This window comes from Marinobacter sp. L-80 (genome assembly GCF_056859395.1).
Genome location: NZ_JBSXOI010000067.1, coordinates 244,895 through 263,868 on the forward strand (window position 1 = coordinate 244,895; position 18,974 = coordinate 263,868).

Below are 18,974 nucleotides of genomic sequence, written 5' to 3' on the forward strand. Positions count from 1 at the left end.
AGCAATGATTGAAAATTATGAGGCGTTTCGCGACGAGTTGAGTTTGTCCAAGGAAGGTGTGGTCCGAGAGGTATATCAGCAGAATAAGGACAGGATCAGCATCAAGAAGGAGGCGACGGCGGTCAAGAACCTGATCCGCATCATCGAATCGACGCTGAGACTGGCCAATTCCAAGGGCTTCCATGCCATGACCCTGAGGGATCTGTGTTCGGACTCGGGCATGAGCATGGGCGGCCTTTATGCCTACATTCGCAACAAGGACGACCTGATCCACCTGATCCAGAGCCACGGCTTCACCATCACCCGCCGCACTTTGTTGCACTACACTCGCGAGGTGAATGACGTACGTGACAAGCTGTTCTCGGCGATCAAGGCGCACCTGTACCTGAGCGAACTGATGCGGGCCTGGTTCTATTTCTCCTACATGGAAGCGAAGAGCCTGCCGGCACCGGAAAAGCGGGATGCTGTGGCCATCGAACTGGAGATCGAAGACATCTTCCTGGGTGTTATCGAGGACGGTATCGAGGCAGGCGTGTACCGGCCGAGGAATGCCCGGCTGGTGGCCTCGATGATCAAGGCCCTGCTACAGGACTGGTACCTGAAGCGCCGGAAGTACCGCGACCAGAATGTGGCCGTTGACGACTATGCTGCCTTTGTCAGGGATGTGATTGAAAGCTATCTGCTCTGAGGGCGTTGATTCTCTCCTGTGAGGACTGTGATGACTATCAGTTTGACGAATCCGGAACTGCTGCGCGAAAGCGCCTATATCAATGGCGAATGGGTCCAGGCCCGTTCCGGTGGTCTGTTGCCGGTGACCAACCCGGCCAATGGCGAACATCTGGCCAACGTGCCGGACATGAGCGCCGACGATACCCGGCAGGCGATCCAGTCGGCCGAGGCGGCCTGGCCGGAATGGCGTGCCCGTCCGGCCAAGGAACGCGCGGGTATCCTGCGCCGGTGGTTTGATCTGGTGATGCAGAACCAGGAAGACCTGGCCCGGCTGATGACCGCGGAGCAGGGCAAGCCGCTGGCGGAAGCCCGGGGTGAGGTGGGTTACGGCGCCAGTTTCATCGAGTGGTTCGCCGAGGAGGCCAAGCGCGCCTATGGCGACGTGATTCCGGGTCACGGTCGCGACAAGCGCATCGTGGTGATCAAGCAGCCCATCGGGGCGGTGGCGGCAATCACGCCCTGGAACTTCCCGGTGGCCATGATCACCCGCAAGGTGGCCCCGGCCCTGGCCGCAGGCTGTCCGGTGGTGGTCAAGCCGGCCGAGGATACCCCGCTGTGCGCCCTGGCCTTGGCTGCGCTAGCGGAAGAAGCCGGTGTCCCGCCTGGGATTCTCAACATCGTGACCTGCTCGAAAGGTCGGGCGCCGGAGGTGGGTGAGGAGCTGACCACCAATCCGGTCATCCGTAAGGTGTCGTTCACCGGCTCCACGCCGGTGGGCAAGTTGCTGATGCGCCAGGCCAGCGGCACGGTCAAGAAAGTGAGTCTGGAGCTCGGTGGCAATGCCCCGTTCATCATCTTTGACGACGCCGATCTCGATGCCGCGGTGGCGGGGCTGATGGCCTCCAAGTACCGCAACACCGGGCAGACCTGCGTGTGCGCCAACCGTATCTATGTCCAGTCCGGTGTCTATGACGAATTTGTTGAAAAGCTCAAGGCAGCCGTCAGCAAGATGATCGTCGGTGCCGGCCTTGAAGGTGACACCCAGCAGGGCCCGCTGATCAATGCCGCAGCCCTGGACAAGGTCCAGCGGCACATCGCCGATGCCACCACCAAGGGTGCAAAGGTGGCCCTTGGTGGCAAGGTGCATGCGCTCGGCGGTACCTTCTTCGAGCCGACCATCCTTACCGACGTCACCCAGGACATGCTGGTGGCCAGTGAGGAAACCTTTGGTCCGGTGGCGCCGCTGTTCCGGTTCGACACCGAGGAACAGGCGATTGCCATGGCCAATGATTCGGAATTCGGTCTGGCAGCGTATTTCTACAGCAACGACATCCGTCGCATCTGGCACGTGGCCGAAGCCCTGGAAACCGGCATGATCGGTATCAATGAGGGCATTATTTCCACCGAGGCGGCGCCGTTCGGCGGGGTCAAGGAAAGCGGCCTGGGCCGGGAAGGTTCCCGTTATGGCCTGGACGAGTTCATGGAGCTCAAATACCTGTGCCTCGGTGGCATGCGCTAACACGTCGGTTGCGAGGAGAGTCGGATGGCAGGCCCCCTGTCGCACCTGCGTGTGCTGGATCTTTCCCGGGTTCTGGCTGGCCCCTGGGCCGGTCAGATCCTCGGGGATCTCGGCGCCGAGGTAATCAAGATCGAGCGCCCGGGCACTGGGGATGACACCCGGTCCTGGGGGCCGCCCTATCTTCAGGGCGCGGATGGCAATGCCGAGTTATCCGCCTACTTCCTGACCGCCAATCGCAACAAGCAGTCCCTGGCCGTGGATATCGCCCACCCCGAGGGGCAAGCGCTGGTCCGCAAGCTAGTGGCCGAATCGGATGTGGTGCTGGAGAACTTCAAGGTCGGCGGCCTCAAGCGCTACGGCCTGGATTACGACAGCCTCAGGCGCATCAATCCGAAACTCATCTATTGCTCCATTACCGGCTTTGGCCAGGATGGCCCTTACGCCAGCCGCCCGGGTTATGACTTCCTGATCCAGGCCATGGGCGGGCTGATGAGCATCACCGGCCAGCCAGATGGCGAGCCCGGGGCGGGGCCTATGAAGGTCGGCGTGGCATTGACGGACATCATGACCGGGCTCTACGCCACCATCGGAGTGCTCGCTGCCCTCAGCCACCGGGACCGGACCGGGGAAGGGCAGTACGTGGAGGCCGCGCTGCTGGACGTACAGGTGGCCTGCCTGGCCAACCAGGCCATGAATTACCTGACCACCGGCAAGGCACCGGCGCGTATGGGCAATGCCCACCCCAACATCGTGCCTTACCAGGACTTCCCCACCGCGGACGGCAACATGGTGCTGACGGTGGGTAATGACCAGCAGTTTGCCCGGCTGTGCGACGTGCTCGGGCACCCGGAATGGGCCAGCGATGAACGCTTTGCCACCAACCGGGCCCGGGTGGCCAACCGCAAGGAACTGGTCCCGAAACTGAGGCAGGCCACCGTGATGCGGTCGACCCGGGAGTGGGTCGGGATTCTGGAACAGGCTGGCGTGCCCTGCGGACCGGTGAACACCCTGGACCAGGTCTTTGAGGACCCCCAGGTACTGGCGCGGGGCATGAGGCAGACTGTCACTCACCCCAGCCTGGGCGAGGTGCCTACCGTTGGTAATCCGATCAAGCTGAAACTGACCCCGGTGGACTATCGCACGGCACCACCGTTACTCGGCGAGCAGTCCGAGCAGGTGTTGCAACGGGTTGCCGGCCTGCCTCCCGGAGAGATCGAAGCGCTCAGGGAGCGCGGTGTGATCTCGTGACCGCGGCAGTGCGGCTATTCAGGTACGGGTGCCCGCACCGCTCATTGCCCCCGGAATTGTGCCGGTCGCTTGGCGAGAAACGCGGCGACCCCTTCCTGGAAGTCCGAGGTTCCAACCGCCTCCAGGAAGGCTTGTCTCTCCGCTTCCAGGTGTCCGGAAAGGCTGCCCCCGAAGGCATCGTCCGAGAGTTGTCGGAAGGCGGCGTAGGCTCGGCTCGGGCCGTTCGCAACCTTGCGTGCAAGGTCGGTCAGGGCACCGTCAAACTCACCTTCGGGGGCAACCCGGTTGATCAGCCCCCAGTCCAGCGCCTCCTCGGCGGTCAAGGTTTGGCCCAGCAGCATCAGCTGACTGGCCCGACCGGCACCGATGCGGCGGTTCAGGAACCAGGTGCCCCCGCAGTCCGGAACCGTGCCGATGCCATCGTAGGCGACCATGAACCGGGCGTTGGCGTCAGCAATAATCAGGTCCGCGCCTAGGGCCAGGCTCAGCCCGGCACCGGCGGCAAAGCCCCGGACTCCTGCAATGACCGGGGCGTTCAGTTCGCGCAGGATCAGAATGGACGGGTTGAGGTCGTCCAGCAGGGCATTGACTACTTCCCGGGCCTGTTCAGGACCGCCAGCCATGCTGGCGACATCCCCGCCGGCCATGAAGGCGCGGCCGGCTCCGGTCAGCACTACGCACCGAAGTCCAGGCTGGTCCCTCAGGGCTTTGGCGGCCTCCAGGAAGGCCTCGGCCATGGGAATGTCGATGGCATTGAGTGCTTCCGGACGGTTGAAGGTCAGGCTAGCCACGCCGGTGTTTTCGTCGAACTGCAGGATCACGGGGGAGGTCATTGTTGTTCCTCTTTTTATCGGACCTGAACCCTGAATATAGAACACGGTTTTCTGGCGCGGGGAAGCTGCGTCGACTATTTTTAGGTCTGGACGTTCCAGACTCGTCCGGACCAGCAAATAACAACAATCATAAACATCTTGGGGCGTGTTATACGTGAGTATCCTCGAGGTCAGTAACCTGTCTCTGTCGTTTGGTGGTGTGAAGGCGCTGCAGGACGTGAGTTTCCGGGTGCCTGAGAACACCGTAACCACCATTATCGGCCCCAACGGCGCTGGCAAAACGTCGCTGTTTAACTGCATCTCCGGGTTCTACAAACCCCAGCAGGGCACTATTCACTATCAGGGGCAGCCACTGCCGGGCAGCATCAAGCCACCGAAGCGAGCCGCAATGGGGCTGGCCCGAACCTTCCAGAACATTGCCCTGTTCCGGGGTATGACCGTTCTCGACAACATCAAGCTGGGCGCTCATGTGCATATGAAGAGCGGGCTGCTCAGTGCCCTGGCCTATTTCGGCCCGGCCCGGCGTGAGGAGATGGCCGTCCGGAAAGAGGTGGAGGAGCGGATCATCGATTTCCTTGAGATAGACCATATTCGTCGCCAGCCGGTGGCCAGCCTTTCCTACGGCCTTCAGAAGCGGGTGGAGCTGGCCCGGGCACTGGCCATGCGGCCGAAAGTCTTGATGCTGGATGAGCCGGTGGCGGGCATGAACCGCGAGGAAAAGGAAGACATGGCCCGGTTTATACTCGACATCCGGGAAGAGTGGGGTGTCACTATCCTGATGGTGGAACACGACATGGGCATGGTGATGGATATTTCTGATCACATCGCCGTGCTTAACTTTGGCCAGGTCATCACCGAAGGTCTGCCTGCGGACGTTCAGAACAACCCCGAGGTGATCAAGGCGTACCTGGGTAACAGCGATATCGAGAGCCTGCGCAAAAAGCTCAATGCCGAGGGGGAGGCCGCCTGATGGATTGGTTGTTCTTCGGCGAAATCAGCCTCGCGGGCCTGGCCATGGGCGGCCTTTATGCCCTCATCGCCCTGGGCTTTGTGATCATTTATAAGGCCACGAAAGTCATTAACTTCGCCATCGGCGAGATCATGATGTTTGCGGCCTACCTGTTCCTGGCGTTTGCCGGTGGCATGGAAATGTCGCCCTGGATTGCCCTGCCACTGGCGGTTATCGGCGGCAGCATTCTCGGCGGTGTGATTGAGAAGACCATGATCCGGCCAATGCTGGGCGAGTCACCGATTTCGGTAGTGATGGTGACCATCGGCATCGCCAGCATCCTGGTGGGCCTGGTGGAGTTTATCTGGACAGCGGATCCCCAGCTGCTGCCCAATTTCCTGCCTCGTGAGCCGGTGTTTATCGGCGAGCTGTATCTGGCCCCCAAAATTGCCTACGGCTTTCTTATCGGATCGGGCCTGCTCATTGTTTATCTGCTCTATTTCCGATTCTCCCGGGGTGGCGTGGCCCTGCGAGCCACCGCCTCGGATCAGGCGGCAGCCTATTCAATGGGCATTAATGTGCGCCGGGTGTTCAACATGGCCTGGGTCTTTGGTTCTCTGGCGGCATCCCTGGCAGGCGTGTTGGTGGCGGCCACCGGGGGTCTCAGCCCGCAATTCGGGATCATTGGCCTGAGTGTTCTTGTGGTGGTGATCGTTGGCGGCCTGGACAGCATTCTCGGCGCCCTGGTGGCCGGCGTGTTCATTGGCTGGCTGGAGACCGTGGCGGGCGCCTATCTGGGCGGTGAATACCGGATGCCGGCCACCTTCCTGGTACTGGCGATCATCCTGGTGATTCGCCCCTACGGCCTGTTTGGCACCCACGAAATAGAGCGAGTGTAAGATGCGCATCGGTGACGCAAAACAGAGTTACGAGGCCGATGAGGCAATCTGGACCAGCCAGACTCAGAAGTTCTGGCTGGGATTCTTTCTGCTGGTGTTGCTGGTTTTCCCTTTCGCAGTGAATTCCTACCTGCTCTACCTCGGATGCCTGGTCGGCATTGCCGTGATCAGTACTACCGGCCTGAATATCCTGACCGGTTTTACCGGCTTGATTTCCCTGGGGCAGGCGGGGTTCATGGGGGTGGGTGCCTACACCGTTGCCTGGCTGTCGATTAACACCGCATTGCCTTTCCCGGTGACCCTGGTACTGGCCGGCCTCATGGCAGCCGCCGTCGGGATCCTCGTCGGCCTGCCCTCGCTTCGCGTCAAAGGTTTGTATCTGGCCATCGCGACTCTCGCGGCCAGCGTGTTCCTGCATTTCATCTTCGCCGAGTGGGAATCGGTAACCGGCGGGATGGGTGGCTTGAGCCTGGAGCCGGCGCACCTGTTCGGTCTGACCTTCCAGAGCGATTTCATGATGTATTTCATCATTGTGCCGCTGGCGGTGCTGATGGTAGCGGGTGCCAGGAATGTATTCCGGACAAGAATTGGCCGGGCCTTTATCGCCATTCGCGACCGGGATATCTCCGCGGAGATCCTGGGCATTAACCTGTTGCGCTACAAGCTCATGTCCTTTGCGCTCAGCTCGTTCTATGCCGGGATCGCCGGCGGCCTGTTCGCCTATTTCTATCGGGTGGTCACGCCAGAGAGCTTTCCGCTTTCCATGTCCATTTTCTATCTGGCGGCCGTGATCGTCGGCGGTATGGGGAACTTGCTGGGTGGCATTCTTGGCGCCGCCTTCATGACCCTGGTGCCGGAAGCCCTGAAGCTGCTGACCGCCGCGCTGACGCCTTTCTATCCGAATGCGCCGGTGTTCATGTCGCCGATGCTGGAAATCATCTTTGGCGCCCTGATCGTGGGCTTTCTGATCTTCGAGCCCCACGGCCTGGCGGAGATCTGGCACCGGATCCGTCGCTTCTTCCGCCTGTGGCCGTTCAGGAATTAATCGTGTTTCAACGGGCTCGCTACCTCGGGCCCATGCACCACCAACAACAAGAAGCAGCAAGGAGAAGAAACATGTTCAGAAACATCCTCGAAAAAGGTCGCCGGCTTGCCGGGCTTGGTAGCCTGGTCGCTGCACTGACAGTTGCTGCCCCGGCGATGGCTCAGGATAAAGAGCCCATCGTGTTCGGTGGCTCCATACCGCTTTCCGGTGTCTTTGCCTTTGCCGGTATTCACCTTCATGCCGGTCTCACCGACTACACCGATTGGATCAACAGCCAGGGCGGCATCAATGGTCATCCCGTGGAATACGTCATGGAAGACACTGCCTATGAGGTGGACCGTTCGGTCGCGGCTTTCAAGAAGATCTCCGGCAGCAGCTCGCCGGCTACCTATTACGGCGACAGCACCGGTTTCATGAAGGCCATCGCCTCGGAGCTCAACAGCCAGGGCAACACGCTCATGAGCGGCGCGTCCTTCGCTACCGTGCTGACCGACAACGAAACCTATCCGTATCAGTTCATTCCGGGGCCGAACTACAGCCAGATGTTCGGCATCATCCTCGAGTACATCGCATCCCAGGGTGAAGGCGGCGATATGCCGAACGTGGCGTTTGTCTATAGCGATACCGAATTTGGTAAGGACCCGATCGAGAATGGCAAGGCCCGCGCTGCCGAGTTGGGCATTGAAGTGGTGGAAGAAATTGTCACCAAGCCCGGCAGTGTCGACGTCTCTGCCGAGGTGCTGAAACTGCGTCGGGTGCGCCCCGATTACGTGGTCTTCCACGGTTATGTGCTGTCACCGATCAACGAATTCATGGTGCAGATGCGCCAGATGGGCCTGGATACCCAATTCATGGGTACCTTCTGGTCTTCGGACAAGCTGATTATCGACAAGATGGGTGCAGATGCTGATGGTTACATGGGCGTGATGCCCTATAACTACTACGACAGTGAGGAAAGTGGCCCGATGCTGGATGCCCTGAGGGCCCAGGCCGAGAAGAGTGATCCGGAGGCCGGCTACCGTCCCACCGGGTATATCCAGGGCTGGTTCAACGCCATGGTCTGGACCGAAGTGATCAAGCGCACCCTGGATGCCGGCAAAGAGCTGAACGCGGACAACATGGCAGAGGCCCTGGCCTCCATCGAGGACTGGGACACCGGCGGTATCATCGGGATTCCCGTGACCGTGCGGGACATGTCTTTCCCGGTAGGCCGTATCTGGCGGGTGAACGCTGACGAGGGCCGCTATGAGCCCGTGTCGGACTGGATCCACCTCGACTGAGGGGCTGTATGGAAGCCTTACTGGAAATCGATAATATCGAGGTAGTCTACAACAAGTCAGTGCAGGTCCTTCGGGGCCTGTCACTGCGGGTTCCGAAGGGGGCCATTGTAGCGCTCCTCGGCTCCAATGGTGCTGGTAAATCCACCACCCTCAAAAGCGTCTCAGGGCTGCTGACCCTGGAAGACGGAGAGGTCACTGCCGGCGAAGTACGCTTCAGGAGTAAGGATGTAAAAGGTGTTCCGCCGGAGCGGCTTGTGCGCGACGGACTCTTTCATGTCATGGAAGGCCGACGAGTGTTCGAGGACCTCACGGTTGAGGAGAACCTGATTGCCGCCACCTACGCGCTCAGTGGCAGTAAGCCGTCCCTGAGTGACAGCTATGAGCTGGTTTATAACTATTTCCCGAGACTGAAGGAGCGCCGCAAGCAGTTGGCCGGTTACCTCTCCGGCGGCGAGCAGCAGATGTTGGCCCTGGGTCGGGCGCTGATTGCACAGCCGGACCTGATCATGCTGGATGAGCCCTCCCTCGGTCTGGCGCCGCTGCTGGTGGAAGAGATCTTTACCATCGTGGCCAGAATCAACCGGGAACAGGGGACTGCCATTCTTCTGGTGGAACAGAATGCCGCGGTGTCACTGGCGGTTGCATCCTACGGTTACATCATGGAAAACGGCAAGATCGTAATCGACGGCCCGGCAGACAAACTCACGGCCAATGAAGATGTTCAGGAATTCTATCTGGGTGTGGGTGGCAAGGAAGGTGAGGCCCGCAGTTATCGAGACATCAAGCACTACAAACGCCGTAAACGGTGGCTGTCATGACAACGCCTTCCATCCCTGACCTCACGCTGACACAGATGCTCCGGGCCCATGCCCGGGAGCGGCCGGACGCCCTTGCTTTGCGCCAGAAGGACTTCGGTATCTGGCAGGCCTATTCCTGGCAGGATTATTACCGGCGGGCCCGGCACTTCGGGCTGGGGCTGCGTGCCATGGGGCTCGAACCGGGTGGCCACGTGGCCATTATCTCGGAAAACCGGGTGGAGTGGGTCATCGGCCAGATGGGCATCGGCCTGGTGCAGGGCATCTGTGTCGGGGTCTATCCCACCAGTCCCTGGAACGAGGTGGCCTATGTCCTGCAGCACAGCGACGCGGAATTTGCGATCTGCGAAGATCAGGAACAGACCGACAAGGTGCTGGAAGCCTGGCCAGATTTGCCCAAACTGAAGCACTGCATTGCCATTGATATGAAGGGCCTGCGCTATTACCCGGAGCCGCCGTCGGCATTCGAGGATATCGAGGCCAGGGGCCGGGAATTCGAAACGCAGCATCCCAACCTGGTGGATGAATTGCTGGACAGCCAGCAAATGGATGACACCGCCCTGATGATCTATACCTCCGGGTCCACCGGCCGACCCAAGGGGGCAATGATCAGCTGGCACAACCTTCATGCCGCGGCGCCGGGGCTTATTGAGCTGTTGCAGGCGGACGAACACGGCTCGAGCCTTTCCTATCTGCCGCTTTGCCACGTTGCAGAGCAGGCCTTTACCAACATTGCACCGGTCTATGTGGGCAGTACGGTCAGCTTCGGCGAGAGCCTGCGGACCATTCAGGAGGATTTGCGGGAGATTGCGCCGACCTTTTTCCTGGGGGTGCCGAGGATATGGGAGAAACTGCACTCGTCCATCTACATCAAGATTCAGGAGACCGGGCGTTTGCGGCAGGCATTGTTCAAATGGGCAATCCGGGTGTGTTCGCCTATGGCCACGAAACCCCGCGCAGACTGGAACCTGAAGGAAAAATGCCTGTATGGCATCAGCTACTGGCTGGTGTTGCGCGCCTTGCAGAATTTTATCGGCCTGCGCCGATGCAGCATTGCGCTCACCGGGGCAGCCCCTATATCAACCGGCATACTGGAGTTCTTCCGGACCATCGGCATTCCCCTGGTAGAGGTATATGGCCAGACGGAAAGTACCGGCGTTGCCACGGCACAACCCGTTGATGACGTGCGCCTTGGAACGGTGGGTGTGGCTGTGTCCGGAGTGGAGGTAACGCTTGGGGAGCACAACGAGATCATCATGCGCGGTGGCAGCATGTTCAAGGGATATTACAAGAACGACGAGGCCACGGCTTCAACTTTGAAGGATGGCTGGCTGCACACCGGTGACGTGGGTGAATGGCGGGATGGCCAGCTAAAGATCGTCGACCGTCTGAAAGACATCATGATCACCGCCGGCGGCAAGAATCTTTCACCAACGGAAATCGAAAACACCATCAAGGCCAGTCCCTATATCAAGGAATGCATTGTGATCGGTGAGGCCAGAAAATATGTGTCTGCGCTGATCCAGATTGATTTCGATACGGTGGCAAAGTGGGCAGAGCAGGAGCGCATTGCCTACACCACCTTCCGGAGCCTGACCGAGCAGCCGCAGGTGAATGACCTCATCCAGGCAGAAGTAAACAAGGGCAACGAGCAGCTACCACAGGTGGCGCAGATCAAACGCTTCCACTTGCTGACGAAGGAACTGGACCACGACGATGACGAGGTAACGGCGACCATGAAAGTCCGCCGGAGCAATATCTACGAGAAATATACCGAGGTGATCGAGTCGCTTTACGCCTGACAGCGAGGCGCCTAGAAACGGGCGCCCTCTTCCACCCGGATTCGTTCCATGTACTGGGTCAGGGCGGCGTTAATGAGTGCCAGAACCAGGAACAGCAGGATACCCTTGGGCACCAGGGCGTGAATTTCCGGGTTGGGCGCGGTGCTGGCGGTTACCAGGATCAGGCCCAGAATGTTGCGGGCCAGGCGCATGGTGAGCATGGCGCAGAGATACCCGGACTGGAATGCCGATTCTGCACCCTTCAGACAGCGGCCAAAAGCTGGCATCAGGTGCACGGTATTGAGCAACAGAACCGAAAAAATGACTAATTGAATAACGCTGTAAATGGTCATGACCAGAGACTAACGAATGGCACTGGTGTTAAATAATCGCGTTTATTATCTCCGATTGGGATCCTGTTATCCAGTTGAGTATGGAAGGTTCAAAGCAAGCTGGCTTTTCGGAGTGTTGGAATCGGGAGGGAATTAATAAATGGATTACATCGCGCCTGTCAGCAGCGCAATCATGGCGATCGTCTGGATTGTCTACTTCCAGCTGTTTTTCCTGCAGTACAAACGAAACAACCGGCCCTACCTTGTGATTCATCACGCCCAGAATGAAAACCCGGATGCCCTGTGTCTGCTGGTGAACATGGGCAAGGAAACGGTGCACGTGCAGTGCGTTCAGGTGGTTCTCTATACCCGGGCAGGCGAAGAGAAGACCATGACGGTGACCGAGTATCGCCGGGTCGGGGCGGACGACGCGAACGTGCACCAGGTGCTTCGGCAGGGGCCCTTGCAGCCCGGTGGGTATCTGGTGCTGGGCTCGTTCCGGAACATCATCCTGGGGCGTCGTAGTGAAGAAAGCGAAAGCGATTACCTGTTCGAGGACATAACCGGCGTTGAAATCCGGGCAGCTGTGATTCACGGGCCCACAAAGTATCCGGTGGGTGTACGGCGCAGTTTTTCTCTCAGCCACGAAGGTGGGCCCCAGATTTTTCCCCGAAATATTCACAGCGAACAGCTGGTTCGCCGAAAGGATCGACATCAGGTGAGGCGCTGGGTTGAAGAGGAGTTGCAGCCCGAGCGCAAGGGTAGCTCGGAGTCTGACAGCTCGGATCAATCGTCAAAAGCGGACTGAGGCAGCTATTCGGTTGGACCTAGGTTGCGTTTCCGTTTCTATTTCTCGAGGATATGGTTAAATATCCGCCAATCAAGCAATGGAGGCATTTCATGTCACTGAAAGACGAACTGATCAAAAAGGCCGAAACCCAGCTAGAAGAATGGGAAAAACAAGCCGATTCCCTCAAAGCCAAGGCCAAAGCCAAAGAAGCGGAAGCCGAGAACGAGAAGGCCAGCGCGGATATCCAGCAGAGCGCTTCCGATGCATTGCGCTCGGTCGAAGATAAAATCTCAGATGGTCGCAAAAAACTGGATGAGCTCAAGGAAAGCGGCGAAGAAAATGTTGATTCCCTTCGCAAGCAGCTGTCTGACCTGATTGGGCCAGACGACAAACGCTAGGCATCCCGCTTCGGAACGTCAGGCTGCTTCTACTGGAACTGGGTATAACAGCGCTGCCTTTTCGTTTGCCAGTCCCGCCAATGGGGCTCGCGGTGGTGGAGCTGGTAGCGCTCCATCACCGCCATGAACCTGCCCATGTAATCGCATTGACCTGAAGACGGCAGCCACTCATCGGGGCCGCGGTCATCACGCATTACCCTGTCAGGCTGACTCATTCTGATCTGGTTTTCCGTATCGTTCAGAAAACGATCCCTCATCGAAGGTGGCCATTGATCGGCGCCGAGCTCCTCTGCAAAGACCAGAGGAACAACCCGGGTCGTCGCCCAGCTTTCAGAGGCAGACGGTTCCTCCCGCGTCGCGGCCGCCAGCACAATCAGGATTGCTGCGATGAACAGAGCCAGCTTGGTGTCCTTCATGACTCACCTTGCTCTTACGTTGAATACATCAGAACCTACGAGCAGGTTGAGCAAAGGGCTTACCTGGATCCGGGCAAAACTTTGTGACCCGACAACTCCGAATTGCTGGAAGCAACGTAGGGTTTAGCTTACCCGTGATGCAGAGAGACTGGTCAGGAGCGGAAACAAGTATGCCCGAGGGTCCCGAAATACGCCGCATGGTCGACGACATCCATAAGGCCGTTGGCGGCAAGACAGCGCAATCGGTGTTCTTTGCCTTTGAGCACCTGAAACCCTTTGAGAGTGCCCTTAGGGGACGCAGAGTCGAGAGAGTGGAGGCGCGGAGCAAAGCCGTGTTGGTGTTTTTTGAGGCCACAGATGAAGACGGGCCGTGGTGCGTTTACAGCCATAACCAGCTGTATGGCAAGTGGCGCATGGGCACACCCGATCGGGAACCGAGTACAAACCGGCAGCTGCGATTTGCCATTATCGGTCCGAAGAAAGCGGCCCGGTTGTACAGCGCCTCCGACATTCAACTGGTTCGGCCCGATGAATTGAGCGAGGTGCCTTATCTGTCACGGCTCGGGCCGGACCCTCTCAATCAGGATGTCAGCGTCGATCAGCTTCTGGCGGTGTTTGACGACAAGCGTTTCCGGGGCCGGAACCTGGGTGGTTTGCTGCTGGACCAGGCGTTCGTTGCCGGAATCGGTAATTACCTCCGCTCGGAAATCCTCTTTGAAGCGGGTGTCTCACCCCGGGCACGGCCCCGTGATCTGGACGCCGATCAGCAGTCGAAATTGGCCGAGGCCATCCTGACCCTGGTGCAGCGAACCTATCGGTTGAAGGGCATCACCAATCCGCCCGAGCGGGCAGAGCGGCTCAAAAAAGAAGGGTGGACGTTCGGGCAGCGCCGACACATGGTGTTCAACCGCGATGGCCAACGCTGCCACGATTGCGCGTCGCCGCTAGTTAAAACCATGATGGCCAGCCGGCGCCTGTATTACTGCCCTGCATGCCAGGGCACGCCGGCTTAGGCGAATTGTTCGGTACAGGCCCGTCCCAGCCGATCGTGGACGGCCAGCCATTGGCTTTCCCTGGGCGGAAGCTCAATCACGATCCGATCGACGTTTGCCTTGTCCATCGAGTGCATGGCGGTGTAGAGCATGCGAGCGTATTCGTTCGGATCGGCGCTGAGCATAATGGCCTCGGATGCCCGCTCGTCTGGGGGCGACTGCCACCAGATCACGCCAATCTTTTCGCCTGCCGATGTAACTTCGGGCAGAAGCCGGGCGAATTGATCCGTGGCCACTCCAACCGTAGGCGTAACAGGCTGGTAGTGGCGCTTTACGCTCCCCGGCACCGCCTGACTGGCGCTTTTGCCCGGGGCGAGCGTGATTCCCAAGCAGGCTTCGATATCGCTCTGTGCGATCTGCCCGGGCCGGGCGATAACTGGCGTGTCGCCGGTGAGGTCGACAATGGTGGATTCAATGCCCACTGAACAGTCCCCGCCATCCAGAACCGCCTCGATCTTTCCGGACAGGCCCGCGAGCACGTGCTCTGCGGTGGTCGGGCTGATCCTGCCATAGGGGTTCGCAGATGGGGCAACCAGATCCCGGCCGAGCTGCTCCATGGTTGCCAGCGTGGCCGGGTGCGCCGGCATCCTGACCGCCACGCCCGGGTTGCCGCCGGTAATGAAATCGCTGACGCCGCTTTTCTTTGGCAGTAGCAGTGTGAGTGGCCCCGGCCAGAATGCCTTGATCAGCTGCCTGGCGGTCTCCGGCAGGTGGTCGACCCAGAGTCTGACCCTGTCAGGTGACGCAACGTGCACGATCAGAGGGTGTCCGACCGGGCGCTGCTTTGCTTCAAACACTTTTCTGACCGCCTGTTCGTTGCTGGCGTCGGCCGCGAGGCCATAGACAGTCTCGGTGGGCACAGCAACGAGATGGCCGGCAAGAAGCAGGCTGGCGGCTTTCTCAACGTCAGCGGATTGGGTCGCGTCTAACTTGATGGTTGCGGGCATAAGGTCTCAGGGTTTACCGATTGGAGTCACAGGCAACAGTTTGCCATTGATTCTGATAAAAACGCTCTATCGAGGTGTGCTCGTCGTTGATCCGGAACAGATACAGCCAGTCGTTACCGATCAAATCCTTTACGACCTTGTGTTTCCGGGCGATCTCGGCAATCGCTTCTTTCGGTGCGGCCAGGTAAACGCTCAGGCGCAGGGGCTCGTGAACCCAACGCTGGCCATCGTGTACCGACTGCAGCGGCAAACCGATTCGCAAATCGCCGCCGTTGCCCTCGAAAACCCCCAGGTGGCCGCCAACCACGTTGTGCAGGACCTTGTTGCCGCTACCGTAATGCAGATTGTCGGTAACAGACATGAAGTACTGAAGGTTGATCCAGTGGGTGACCACCATGGGCGCGGTCATGATCAGTTCGAGGATGTTGAAGCCTTCATCCTCGCGCCAGCGATAGTCGTGGAGGAAACTGCGGCCACCCAGGTCCAGGTGTCGCGTGGCCGAACGAGGCGCCACGATAAAGCTGGCGTTGCCGGCAAGACCCCATTCCGGGCGCACTTCGGACCAGTCCTGGCTGCGCTTTTTGATGGCGCTGTCAACATCGCTCTCGTTTGCGATACCAAGCCGCAGGGCGCGTTCACGACGTGCCTGGGCGCCGGCATTGGCCAGGAAACCCCGGATCTCGTCGGGAACATCACCTGAGCACTCGACCTCGTCGGTGGTTGTGTTATGCAGTGCCCCCACGAACCGGGTTTCGGAGGGGATCAAAATCCCCTGCTCAGCCAGGGCCGCACGCACGTCCTTGTCGTTCAGGATGCCGGCAAGTACGCGAACATTTACCGAACCGGTCTGTCCGCCGCAGGCGCCGCAGTCGAGGCCCGCTGCATGGGGATTGTTACGCGTACTACTGCCGTGCCCAACAAGGAGAACGGTGGGCGCAAAATCATGAGTCAGGGTCATGGCCCGGAGAATACCCCCGGCCAACTCCGCTTTCTCCGCAGCGCCCAGCAGGGTCCCGTTCTGGCGGATCTCGAACTCGGTCTGTCCCTTATGGAGTTGATCGACCGGGTTATCCGAGGACTTGCCAAAAAAGGTTTTGCGAACCATGCGTCCCAGACCTGCCAGGCCCATGCTCTCGATAAAGCTGAAGCTCGCCGGGCCGGCGTTGGAAAACTGTGACCAGTGGGAGTGGTTGGCTAATGACTGCCGGCTGAAACTGCCGGCAGGTTCGGCCTCAGTAACCTCGAGCGCCGGCGCCAGCAAGCCCGGCAATTGCGGCCGGCAAAACCCGGTGCCCTTGGGTCGATACGAGATCGGGAGGCCGAAGAAGCCGGCAAACCCGAGGGTCTGGATAGCTGGATTCTGGGCTTCCAGCGCACGACGATAGACCTCCGACCGAACATCGATGCAGAAGGCCGCCTGTAACTTCAGCGGCTGATCGTCCGACGAGGGATTTTCAGGCCTGGTAAGAAGCTTTTCAGCCATCTGTGACTGGTAGGCCGACTCAGCCTCTGTTTGCTGGCGCCAACCTGTGGTTTGAGATTGCTCGTGGGTCTGGAGCATCTCTGGCCAGCCATCCCACTGTTTGAGCCAGCGTTGTTTCAGTTCGGCAAAGATGGCCCCGCCAACGTGTTGGACGTGCCGCCATATGGCGAGCTCCCAGGCCAGTCGGATGGCCAGTAGACCCGGCAGCAGGTCTTCCTCGTGGCCACTGAGTCGCGCTTGCCACCGCAAGTAGGCGGCCCAGGATGACCAGCCGTTGATATCCAGGAGGAGCGCATGGGCATAATCTGGCGCATAGTCCGGTTGGGATGCCAGGGCTTCGAGGGCATCGGTAATCAGTTTTTCATGCTGATCCGGCAACACCTGAAACTGGGAGGGCAGGGATGGTTCTCCCATAACAATGGCAATGCCGCGGTCAGCCCGGGTCATTTGCAGCCAGCTATGGTAAAGGTCCTGGGCATCCGCCTTGAAATCACCGGCATCCAGACGCTGGAAATAGTCGCCGCAGAACTGGCTTATCTGATGCACAACTTCATCCTGCCAGCCTACCTGATGGGCGGTGTCGCGATTGCGATCCAGCTGGGCGCTCAGGTTCTGCCAGTGTTCGGGCATGCTGGCGGTCTCCGCGGCTGCCGGGCCGTTGCCCTGCCCGGCAAGCGCGGCCTGATTCTGGCAGCAGGTGCCATTGAGTGCCGCCATGCGCGAAGCGACCCTGGTGAATGGCAGGTCCCGCATTTCCCAGAACGGGTTCACGGCGATCATCTGATCCAATGGCCAGGAGGGCGCGATTCGCGCGCAGGCATCGGTGACGGCCGCCTGCCAATCTGGTGTATGAGTGGTTGCTTCGGTGGTGGCATTAAGGTTCGACGCTAACATTATGCGGACTCCCTGGAACCAGAGGTTGAAGACACGCTGACCACGGCTCGCGGCCGCACGACATCAGGCAGTTTGGCAGGCCATATTTTCAGGGTCAGACGGGTGGACCACTCATCGAGGTAGCCCGCGGCGAACAGGAACCGGTAAAGCCTGGCGCCTGCGGGTGAGAAACGGTGGTAGCGAATCTGGTAGTAGCCGCGTACCAGGATTGCGATAAGGGCCGCGACAAAAACCACTTCCAGCAGGCTTGCCTGGCTCTCCGGTGGGGCGAGCACCATGCCGAAGAAGGTTTTCTGAAGCCAGTACAATGCCCAGAAGGCGGCGCCGATAATCAGGCCACGCCCGACCGTTACAACGCCGCCCCCGGCCGACAGGAATTCTGAGAGCAGAATCGTCAGGGCGATGCCCGGGACAAGCCATGAAAACATGTGTGCTGTGCTGGTCTCATTGGACAGAAAAACAGTCGGCAGCATGAACAGGCCGGCCAGGGCGGCAGCGGCCAGCCACTGTTTTGCCCCGGGCTCATTGACGGTAACCAGGCGTTTTTTCATCGACAACTCAACGGTGTTGCCGGCGTTCAGGAAGGTGTGGGCCTTGTAAGCAGAATGGGCAACCAGATGCAGGAGTGCCAGCTCGTACAGCCCCAGAGCGCACTCAACCAGCATCCAGCCCATCTGGGAGCAGGTTGACCAGGCCAGTCTTACCTTGATGGAAATACGGGTCATCATAACAAGGCTGGCAAACACCGCCGTGGGCCCTGCCACTGCAAGCAGCAGCCACTGGGCGGCGCTTACTTCTGAAATAAGCGGTGCCATCAGAATCATCAGGAAACCGCCAAGGTTCACAACGCCAGCGTGAAGCAGGGCAGAAACCGGCGTGGGTGATTCCACCACCTGAATCAGCCAACCGTGGAACGGCATCTGTGCGCATTTGAGCAAAGCAGCCACGGCCATCAAAACCGCAGCGATCTGGGCGCCGGCGGGCACCTCTGTTGCACCGGATACCTGGACCAGAATCCGATCAATAAAGGGCGTGTCGTACTGGACATAAAGCAGAAGGAACGCCAGTGCCAGGCAGAACTCCGCAATTCGCGCAAAGATGAATTTTTTGTGCGCGGCCAGGGCGGCGCGCGGGCGATCAGGAAAGAACATCAGCAACTGGTGCAGGCTTACGCTGATGGCAATCCAACTGACGAGGAACACCAGCAAATGATTGGTGATGGCGATCATGGCAACGCTGGCGAGGATCACCTGAAGCCAGATCATAAATCGGCGCTGGCCGGGATCCCCCGCAAGATACCTCTCCGAGAAGCGTCCCAGCACCATTCCCAGCAAAGTGATAAGCAGCAACATGATTGAGGCCAGAGGCGCGTGACTGAACCAGACGCCATCGACCGGCCACCACCAACTTCCGATTGCGGCGGCCAAAGCCGATACAAAGGCAAGCTTGAAGGTCAATGACCGTGCGAGAAGGTTGCTCTGGTTGGTTGCCAATCCGGTCGCGACTGCTCCGGCACCGAAAAGCAGCGGTACCAGCAGTGAGAACAAGGATTCGATCGCCTGAACATCGAACATGCGAGGGCCTCGGAATCAGGAGTATTTAATACGCGTAGTATCCGAGGCTT

Annotated in this window: 18 protein-coding genes; 12 read left to right on the plus strand and 6 right to left on the minus strand. The window is 59.4% G+C overall.

The features are described from left to right. The first annotated feature begins 4 nt into the window (after positions 1–4). The 3 genes from AC13E3_RS12050 to AC13E3_RS12060 are packed head-to-tail and all read left to right on the plus strand — an operon-like array spanning position 5 to position 3,436. Positions 5–688: a TetR/AcrR family transcriptional regulator gene (locus tag AC13E3_RS12050; RefSeq protein ID WP_136630001.1), complete on the plus strand. Its 684-nt coding sequence runs from the start codon at positions 5–7 to the stop codon at positions 686–688. A gap of 36 nt (positions 689–724) precedes the next feature. Then, on the plus strand, positions 725–2,188 hold the full coding sequence (locus tag AC13E3_RS12055) for an NAD-dependent succinate-semialdehyde dehydrogenase (RefSeq protein WP_288365848.1): 1,464 nt from the start codon (positions 725–727) through the stop codon (positions 2,186–2,188). A gap of 24 nt (positions 2,189–2,212) precedes the next feature. Next, entirely contained in the window at positions 2,213–3,436 is a 1,224-nt protein-coding gene (locus AC13E3_RS12060) for a CaiB/BaiF CoA transferase family protein (RefSeq protein WP_153637082.1), read from the plus strand. A gap of 41 nt (positions 3,437–3,477) precedes the next feature. On the opposite strand, the gene AC13E3_RS12065 is transcribed toward AC13E3_RS12060, so the two are convergent. Beyond that, positions 3,478–4,269 (minus strand): enoyl-CoA hydratase/isomerase family protein, encoded by a 792-nt coding sequence (locus AC13E3_RS12065; RefSeq protein ID WP_136629985.1) that lies wholly within the window; start codon positions 4,267–4,269, stop codon positions 3,478–3,480. 154 nt (positions 4,270–4,423) lie between these two features. Between AC13E3_RS12065 and AC13E3_RS12070 the strand changes: the two genes are divergently transcribed. From AC13E3_RS12070 to AC13E3_RS12095, 6 genes are all read left to right on the plus strand, one after another. Continuing rightward, positions 4,424–5,239: an ABC transporter ATP-binding protein gene (locus AC13E3_RS12070; protein WP_136629984.1), complete on the plus strand. Its 816-nt coding sequence runs from the start codon at positions 4,424–4,426 to the stop codon at positions 5,237–5,239. Then, a complete protein-coding gene (locus AC13E3_RS12075) occupies positions 5,239–6,117 on the plus strand; it encodes a branched-chain amino acid ABC transporter permease (protein ID WP_153637081.1) in 879 nt (292 codons plus the stop codon). Before AC13E3_RS12070 ends, AC13E3_RS12075 begins: the two co-directional genes overlap by 1 nt. Before the next feature lies 1 nt (position 6,118). Further along, complete coding sequence (locus AC13E3_RS12080) at positions 6,119–7,162, plus strand: branched-chain amino acid ABC transporter permease (protein WP_405418062.1); 1,044 nt, start codon at positions 6,119–6,121, stop codon at positions 7,160–7,162. A 71-nt stretch (positions 7,163–7,233) separates the two neighbouring features. Further along, entirely contained in the window at positions 7,234–8,442 is a 1,209-nt protein-coding gene (locus AC13E3_RS12085) for an ABC transporter substrate-binding protein (RefSeq protein ID WP_008177251.1), read from the plus strand. 8 nt (positions 8,443–8,450) lie between these two features. Then, positions 8,451–9,260, plus strand: coding sequence for an ABC transporter ATP-binding protein (locus AC13E3_RS12090; protein ID WP_008177252.1), 810 nt, complete (start codon positions 8,451–8,453; stop codon positions 9,258–9,260). Next, positions 9,257–11,059 (plus strand): AMP-dependent synthetase/ligase, encoded by a 1,803-nt coding sequence (locus tag AC13E3_RS12095; protein WP_405418066.1) that lies wholly within the window; start codon positions 9,257–9,259, stop codon positions 11,057–11,059. The genes AC13E3_RS12090 and AC13E3_RS12095 overlap by 4 nt, the downstream gene beginning before the upstream one ends. 11 nt (positions 11,060–11,070) lie before the next feature. On the opposite strand, the gene AC13E3_RS12100 is transcribed toward AC13E3_RS12095, so the two are convergent. Further along, positions 11,071–11,391, minus strand: a complete 321-nt coding sequence (locus tag AC13E3_RS12100) for a hypothetical protein (RefSeq protein ID WP_008177254.1) — start codon at positions 11,389–11,391, stop codon at positions 11,071–11,073. Positions 11,392–11,530: 139 nt separating this feature from the next. Between AC13E3_RS12100 and AC13E3_RS12105 the strand changes: the two genes are divergently transcribed. Together AC13E3_RS12105 and AC13E3_RS12110 are read left to right on the plus strand one after the other, a co-directional pair. Then, positions 11,531–12,178, plus strand: coding sequence for a hypothetical protein (locus tag AC13E3_RS12105; protein ID WP_008177255.1), 648 nt, complete (start codon positions 11,531–11,533; stop codon positions 12,176–12,178). A 92-nt stretch (positions 12,179–12,270) separates the two neighbouring features. After that, positions 12,271–12,558: a hypothetical protein gene (locus tag AC13E3_RS12110; RefSeq protein WP_008177256.1), complete on the plus strand. Its 288-nt coding sequence runs from the start codon at positions 12,271–12,273 to the stop codon at positions 12,556–12,558. Between the two features lie 29 nt (positions 12,559–12,587). On the opposite strand, the gene AC13E3_RS12115 is transcribed toward AC13E3_RS12110, so the two are convergent. Next, the gene (locus tag AC13E3_RS12115) at positions 12,588–12,974 is read right to left on the minus strand and encodes a hypothetical protein (protein ID WP_008177257.1); all 387 of its coding nucleotides are present in this window, start codon (positions 12,972–12,974) and stop codon (positions 12,588–12,590) included. Between the two features lie 170 nt (positions 12,975–13,144). Between AC13E3_RS12115 and nei the strand changes: the two genes are divergently transcribed. Continuing rightward, complete coding sequence (gene nei, locus AC13E3_RS12120; protein WP_482902062.1) at positions 13,145–13,987, plus strand: endonuclease VIII; 843 nt, start codon at positions 13,145–13,147, stop codon at positions 13,985–13,987. Here nei and AC13E3_RS12125 read toward each other — a convergent pair. Genes AC13E3_RS12125 through AC13E3_RS12135 form a run of 3 tightly spaced genes read right to left on the minus strand, consistent with a single transcriptional unit; the run spans position 13,984 to position 18,924 of the window. Next, on the minus strand, positions 13,984–14,973 hold the full coding sequence (locus AC13E3_RS12125) for an L-threonylcarbamoyladenylate synthase (protein WP_008177259.1): 990 nt from the start codon (positions 14,971–14,973) through the stop codon (positions 13,984–13,986). The two genes, nei and AC13E3_RS12125, sit on opposite strands and share 4 nt — an antisense overlap. Before the next feature lie 13 nt (positions 14,974–14,986). Beyond that, entirely contained in the window at positions 14,987–17,350 is a 2,364-nt protein-coding gene (locus tag AC13E3_RS12130) for a YbcC family protein (protein WP_482902063.1), read from the minus strand. Further along, complete coding sequence (locus AC13E3_RS12135; RefSeq protein ID WP_104270516.1) at positions 17,350–18,924, minus strand: NADH-quinone oxidoreductase subunit L; 1,575 nt, start codon at positions 18,922–18,924, stop codon at positions 17,350–17,352. The genes AC13E3_RS12130 and AC13E3_RS12135 overlap by 1 nt, the downstream gene beginning before the upstream one ends. Positions 18,925–18,974: the final 50 nt, after the last annotated feature.

Bases quoted from the DNA above. Each gene is read 5' to 3' on its own strand.
- AC13E3_RS12105 (WP_008177255.1), top strand. From the start codon at position 11,531: ATGGATTACATCGCGCCTGTCAGCAGCGCAATCATGGCGATCGTCTGG.
- AC13E3_RS12080 (WP_405418062.1), top strand. From the start codon at position 6,119: ATGCGCATCGGTGACGCAAAACAGAGTTACGAGGCCGATGAGGCAATC.
- AC13E3_RS12085 (WP_008177251.1), top strand. From the start codon at position 7,234: ATGTTCAGAAACATCCTCGAAAAAGGTCGCCGGCTTGCCGGGCTTGGT.
- AC13E3_RS12090 (WP_008177252.1), top strand. From the start codon at position 8,451: ATGGAAGCCTTACTGGAAATCGATAATATCGAGGTAGTCTACAACAAG.
- AC13E3_RS12095 (WP_405418066.1), top strand. From the start codon at position 9,257: ATGACAACGCCTTCCATCCCTGACCTCACGCTGACACAGATGCTCCGG.
- AC13E3_RS12075 (WP_153637081.1), top strand. From the start codon at position 5,239: ATGGATTGGTTGTTCTTCGGCGAAATCAGCCTCGCGGGCCTGGCCATG.
- AC13E3_RS12100 (WP_008177254.1), bottom strand. From the start codon at position 11,391: ATGACCATTTACAGCGTTATTCAATTAGTCATTTTTTCGGTTCTGTTG.
- AC13E3_RS12110 (WP_008177256.1), top strand. From the start codon at position 12,271: ATGTCACTGAAAGACGAACTGATCAAAAAGGCCGAAACCCAGCTAGAA.
- nei (WP_482902062.1), top strand. From the start codon at position 13,145: ATGCCCGAGGGTCCCGAAATACGCCGCATGGTCGACGACATCCATAAG.
- AC13E3_RS12050 (WP_136630001.1), top strand. From the start codon at position 5: ATGATTGAAAATTATGAGGCGTTTCGCGACGAGTTGAGTTTGTCCAAG.
- AC13E3_RS12125 (WP_008177259.1), bottom strand. From the start codon at position 14,973: ATGCCCGCAACCATCAAGTTAGACGCGACCCAATCCGCTGACGTTGAG.
- AC13E3_RS12065 (WP_136629985.1), bottom strand. From the start codon at position 4,269: ATGACCTCCCCCGTGATCCTGCAGTTCGACGAAAACACCGGCGTGGCT.
- AC13E3_RS12135 (WP_104270516.1), bottom strand. From the start codon at position 18,924: ATGTTCGATGTTCAGGCGATCGAATCCTTGTTCTCACTGCTGGTACCG.
- AC13E3_RS12060 (WP_153637082.1), top strand. From the start codon at position 2,213: ATGGCAGGCCCCCTGTCGCACCTGCGTGTGCTGGATCTTTCCCGGGTT.
- AC13E3_RS12130 (WP_482902063.1), bottom strand. From the start codon at position 17,350: ATGTTAGCGTCGAACCTTAATGCCACCACCGAAGCAACCACTCATACA.
- AC13E3_RS12115 (WP_008177257.1), bottom strand. From the start codon at position 12,974: ATGAAGGACACCAAGCTGGCTCTGTTCATCGCAGCAATCCTGATTGTG.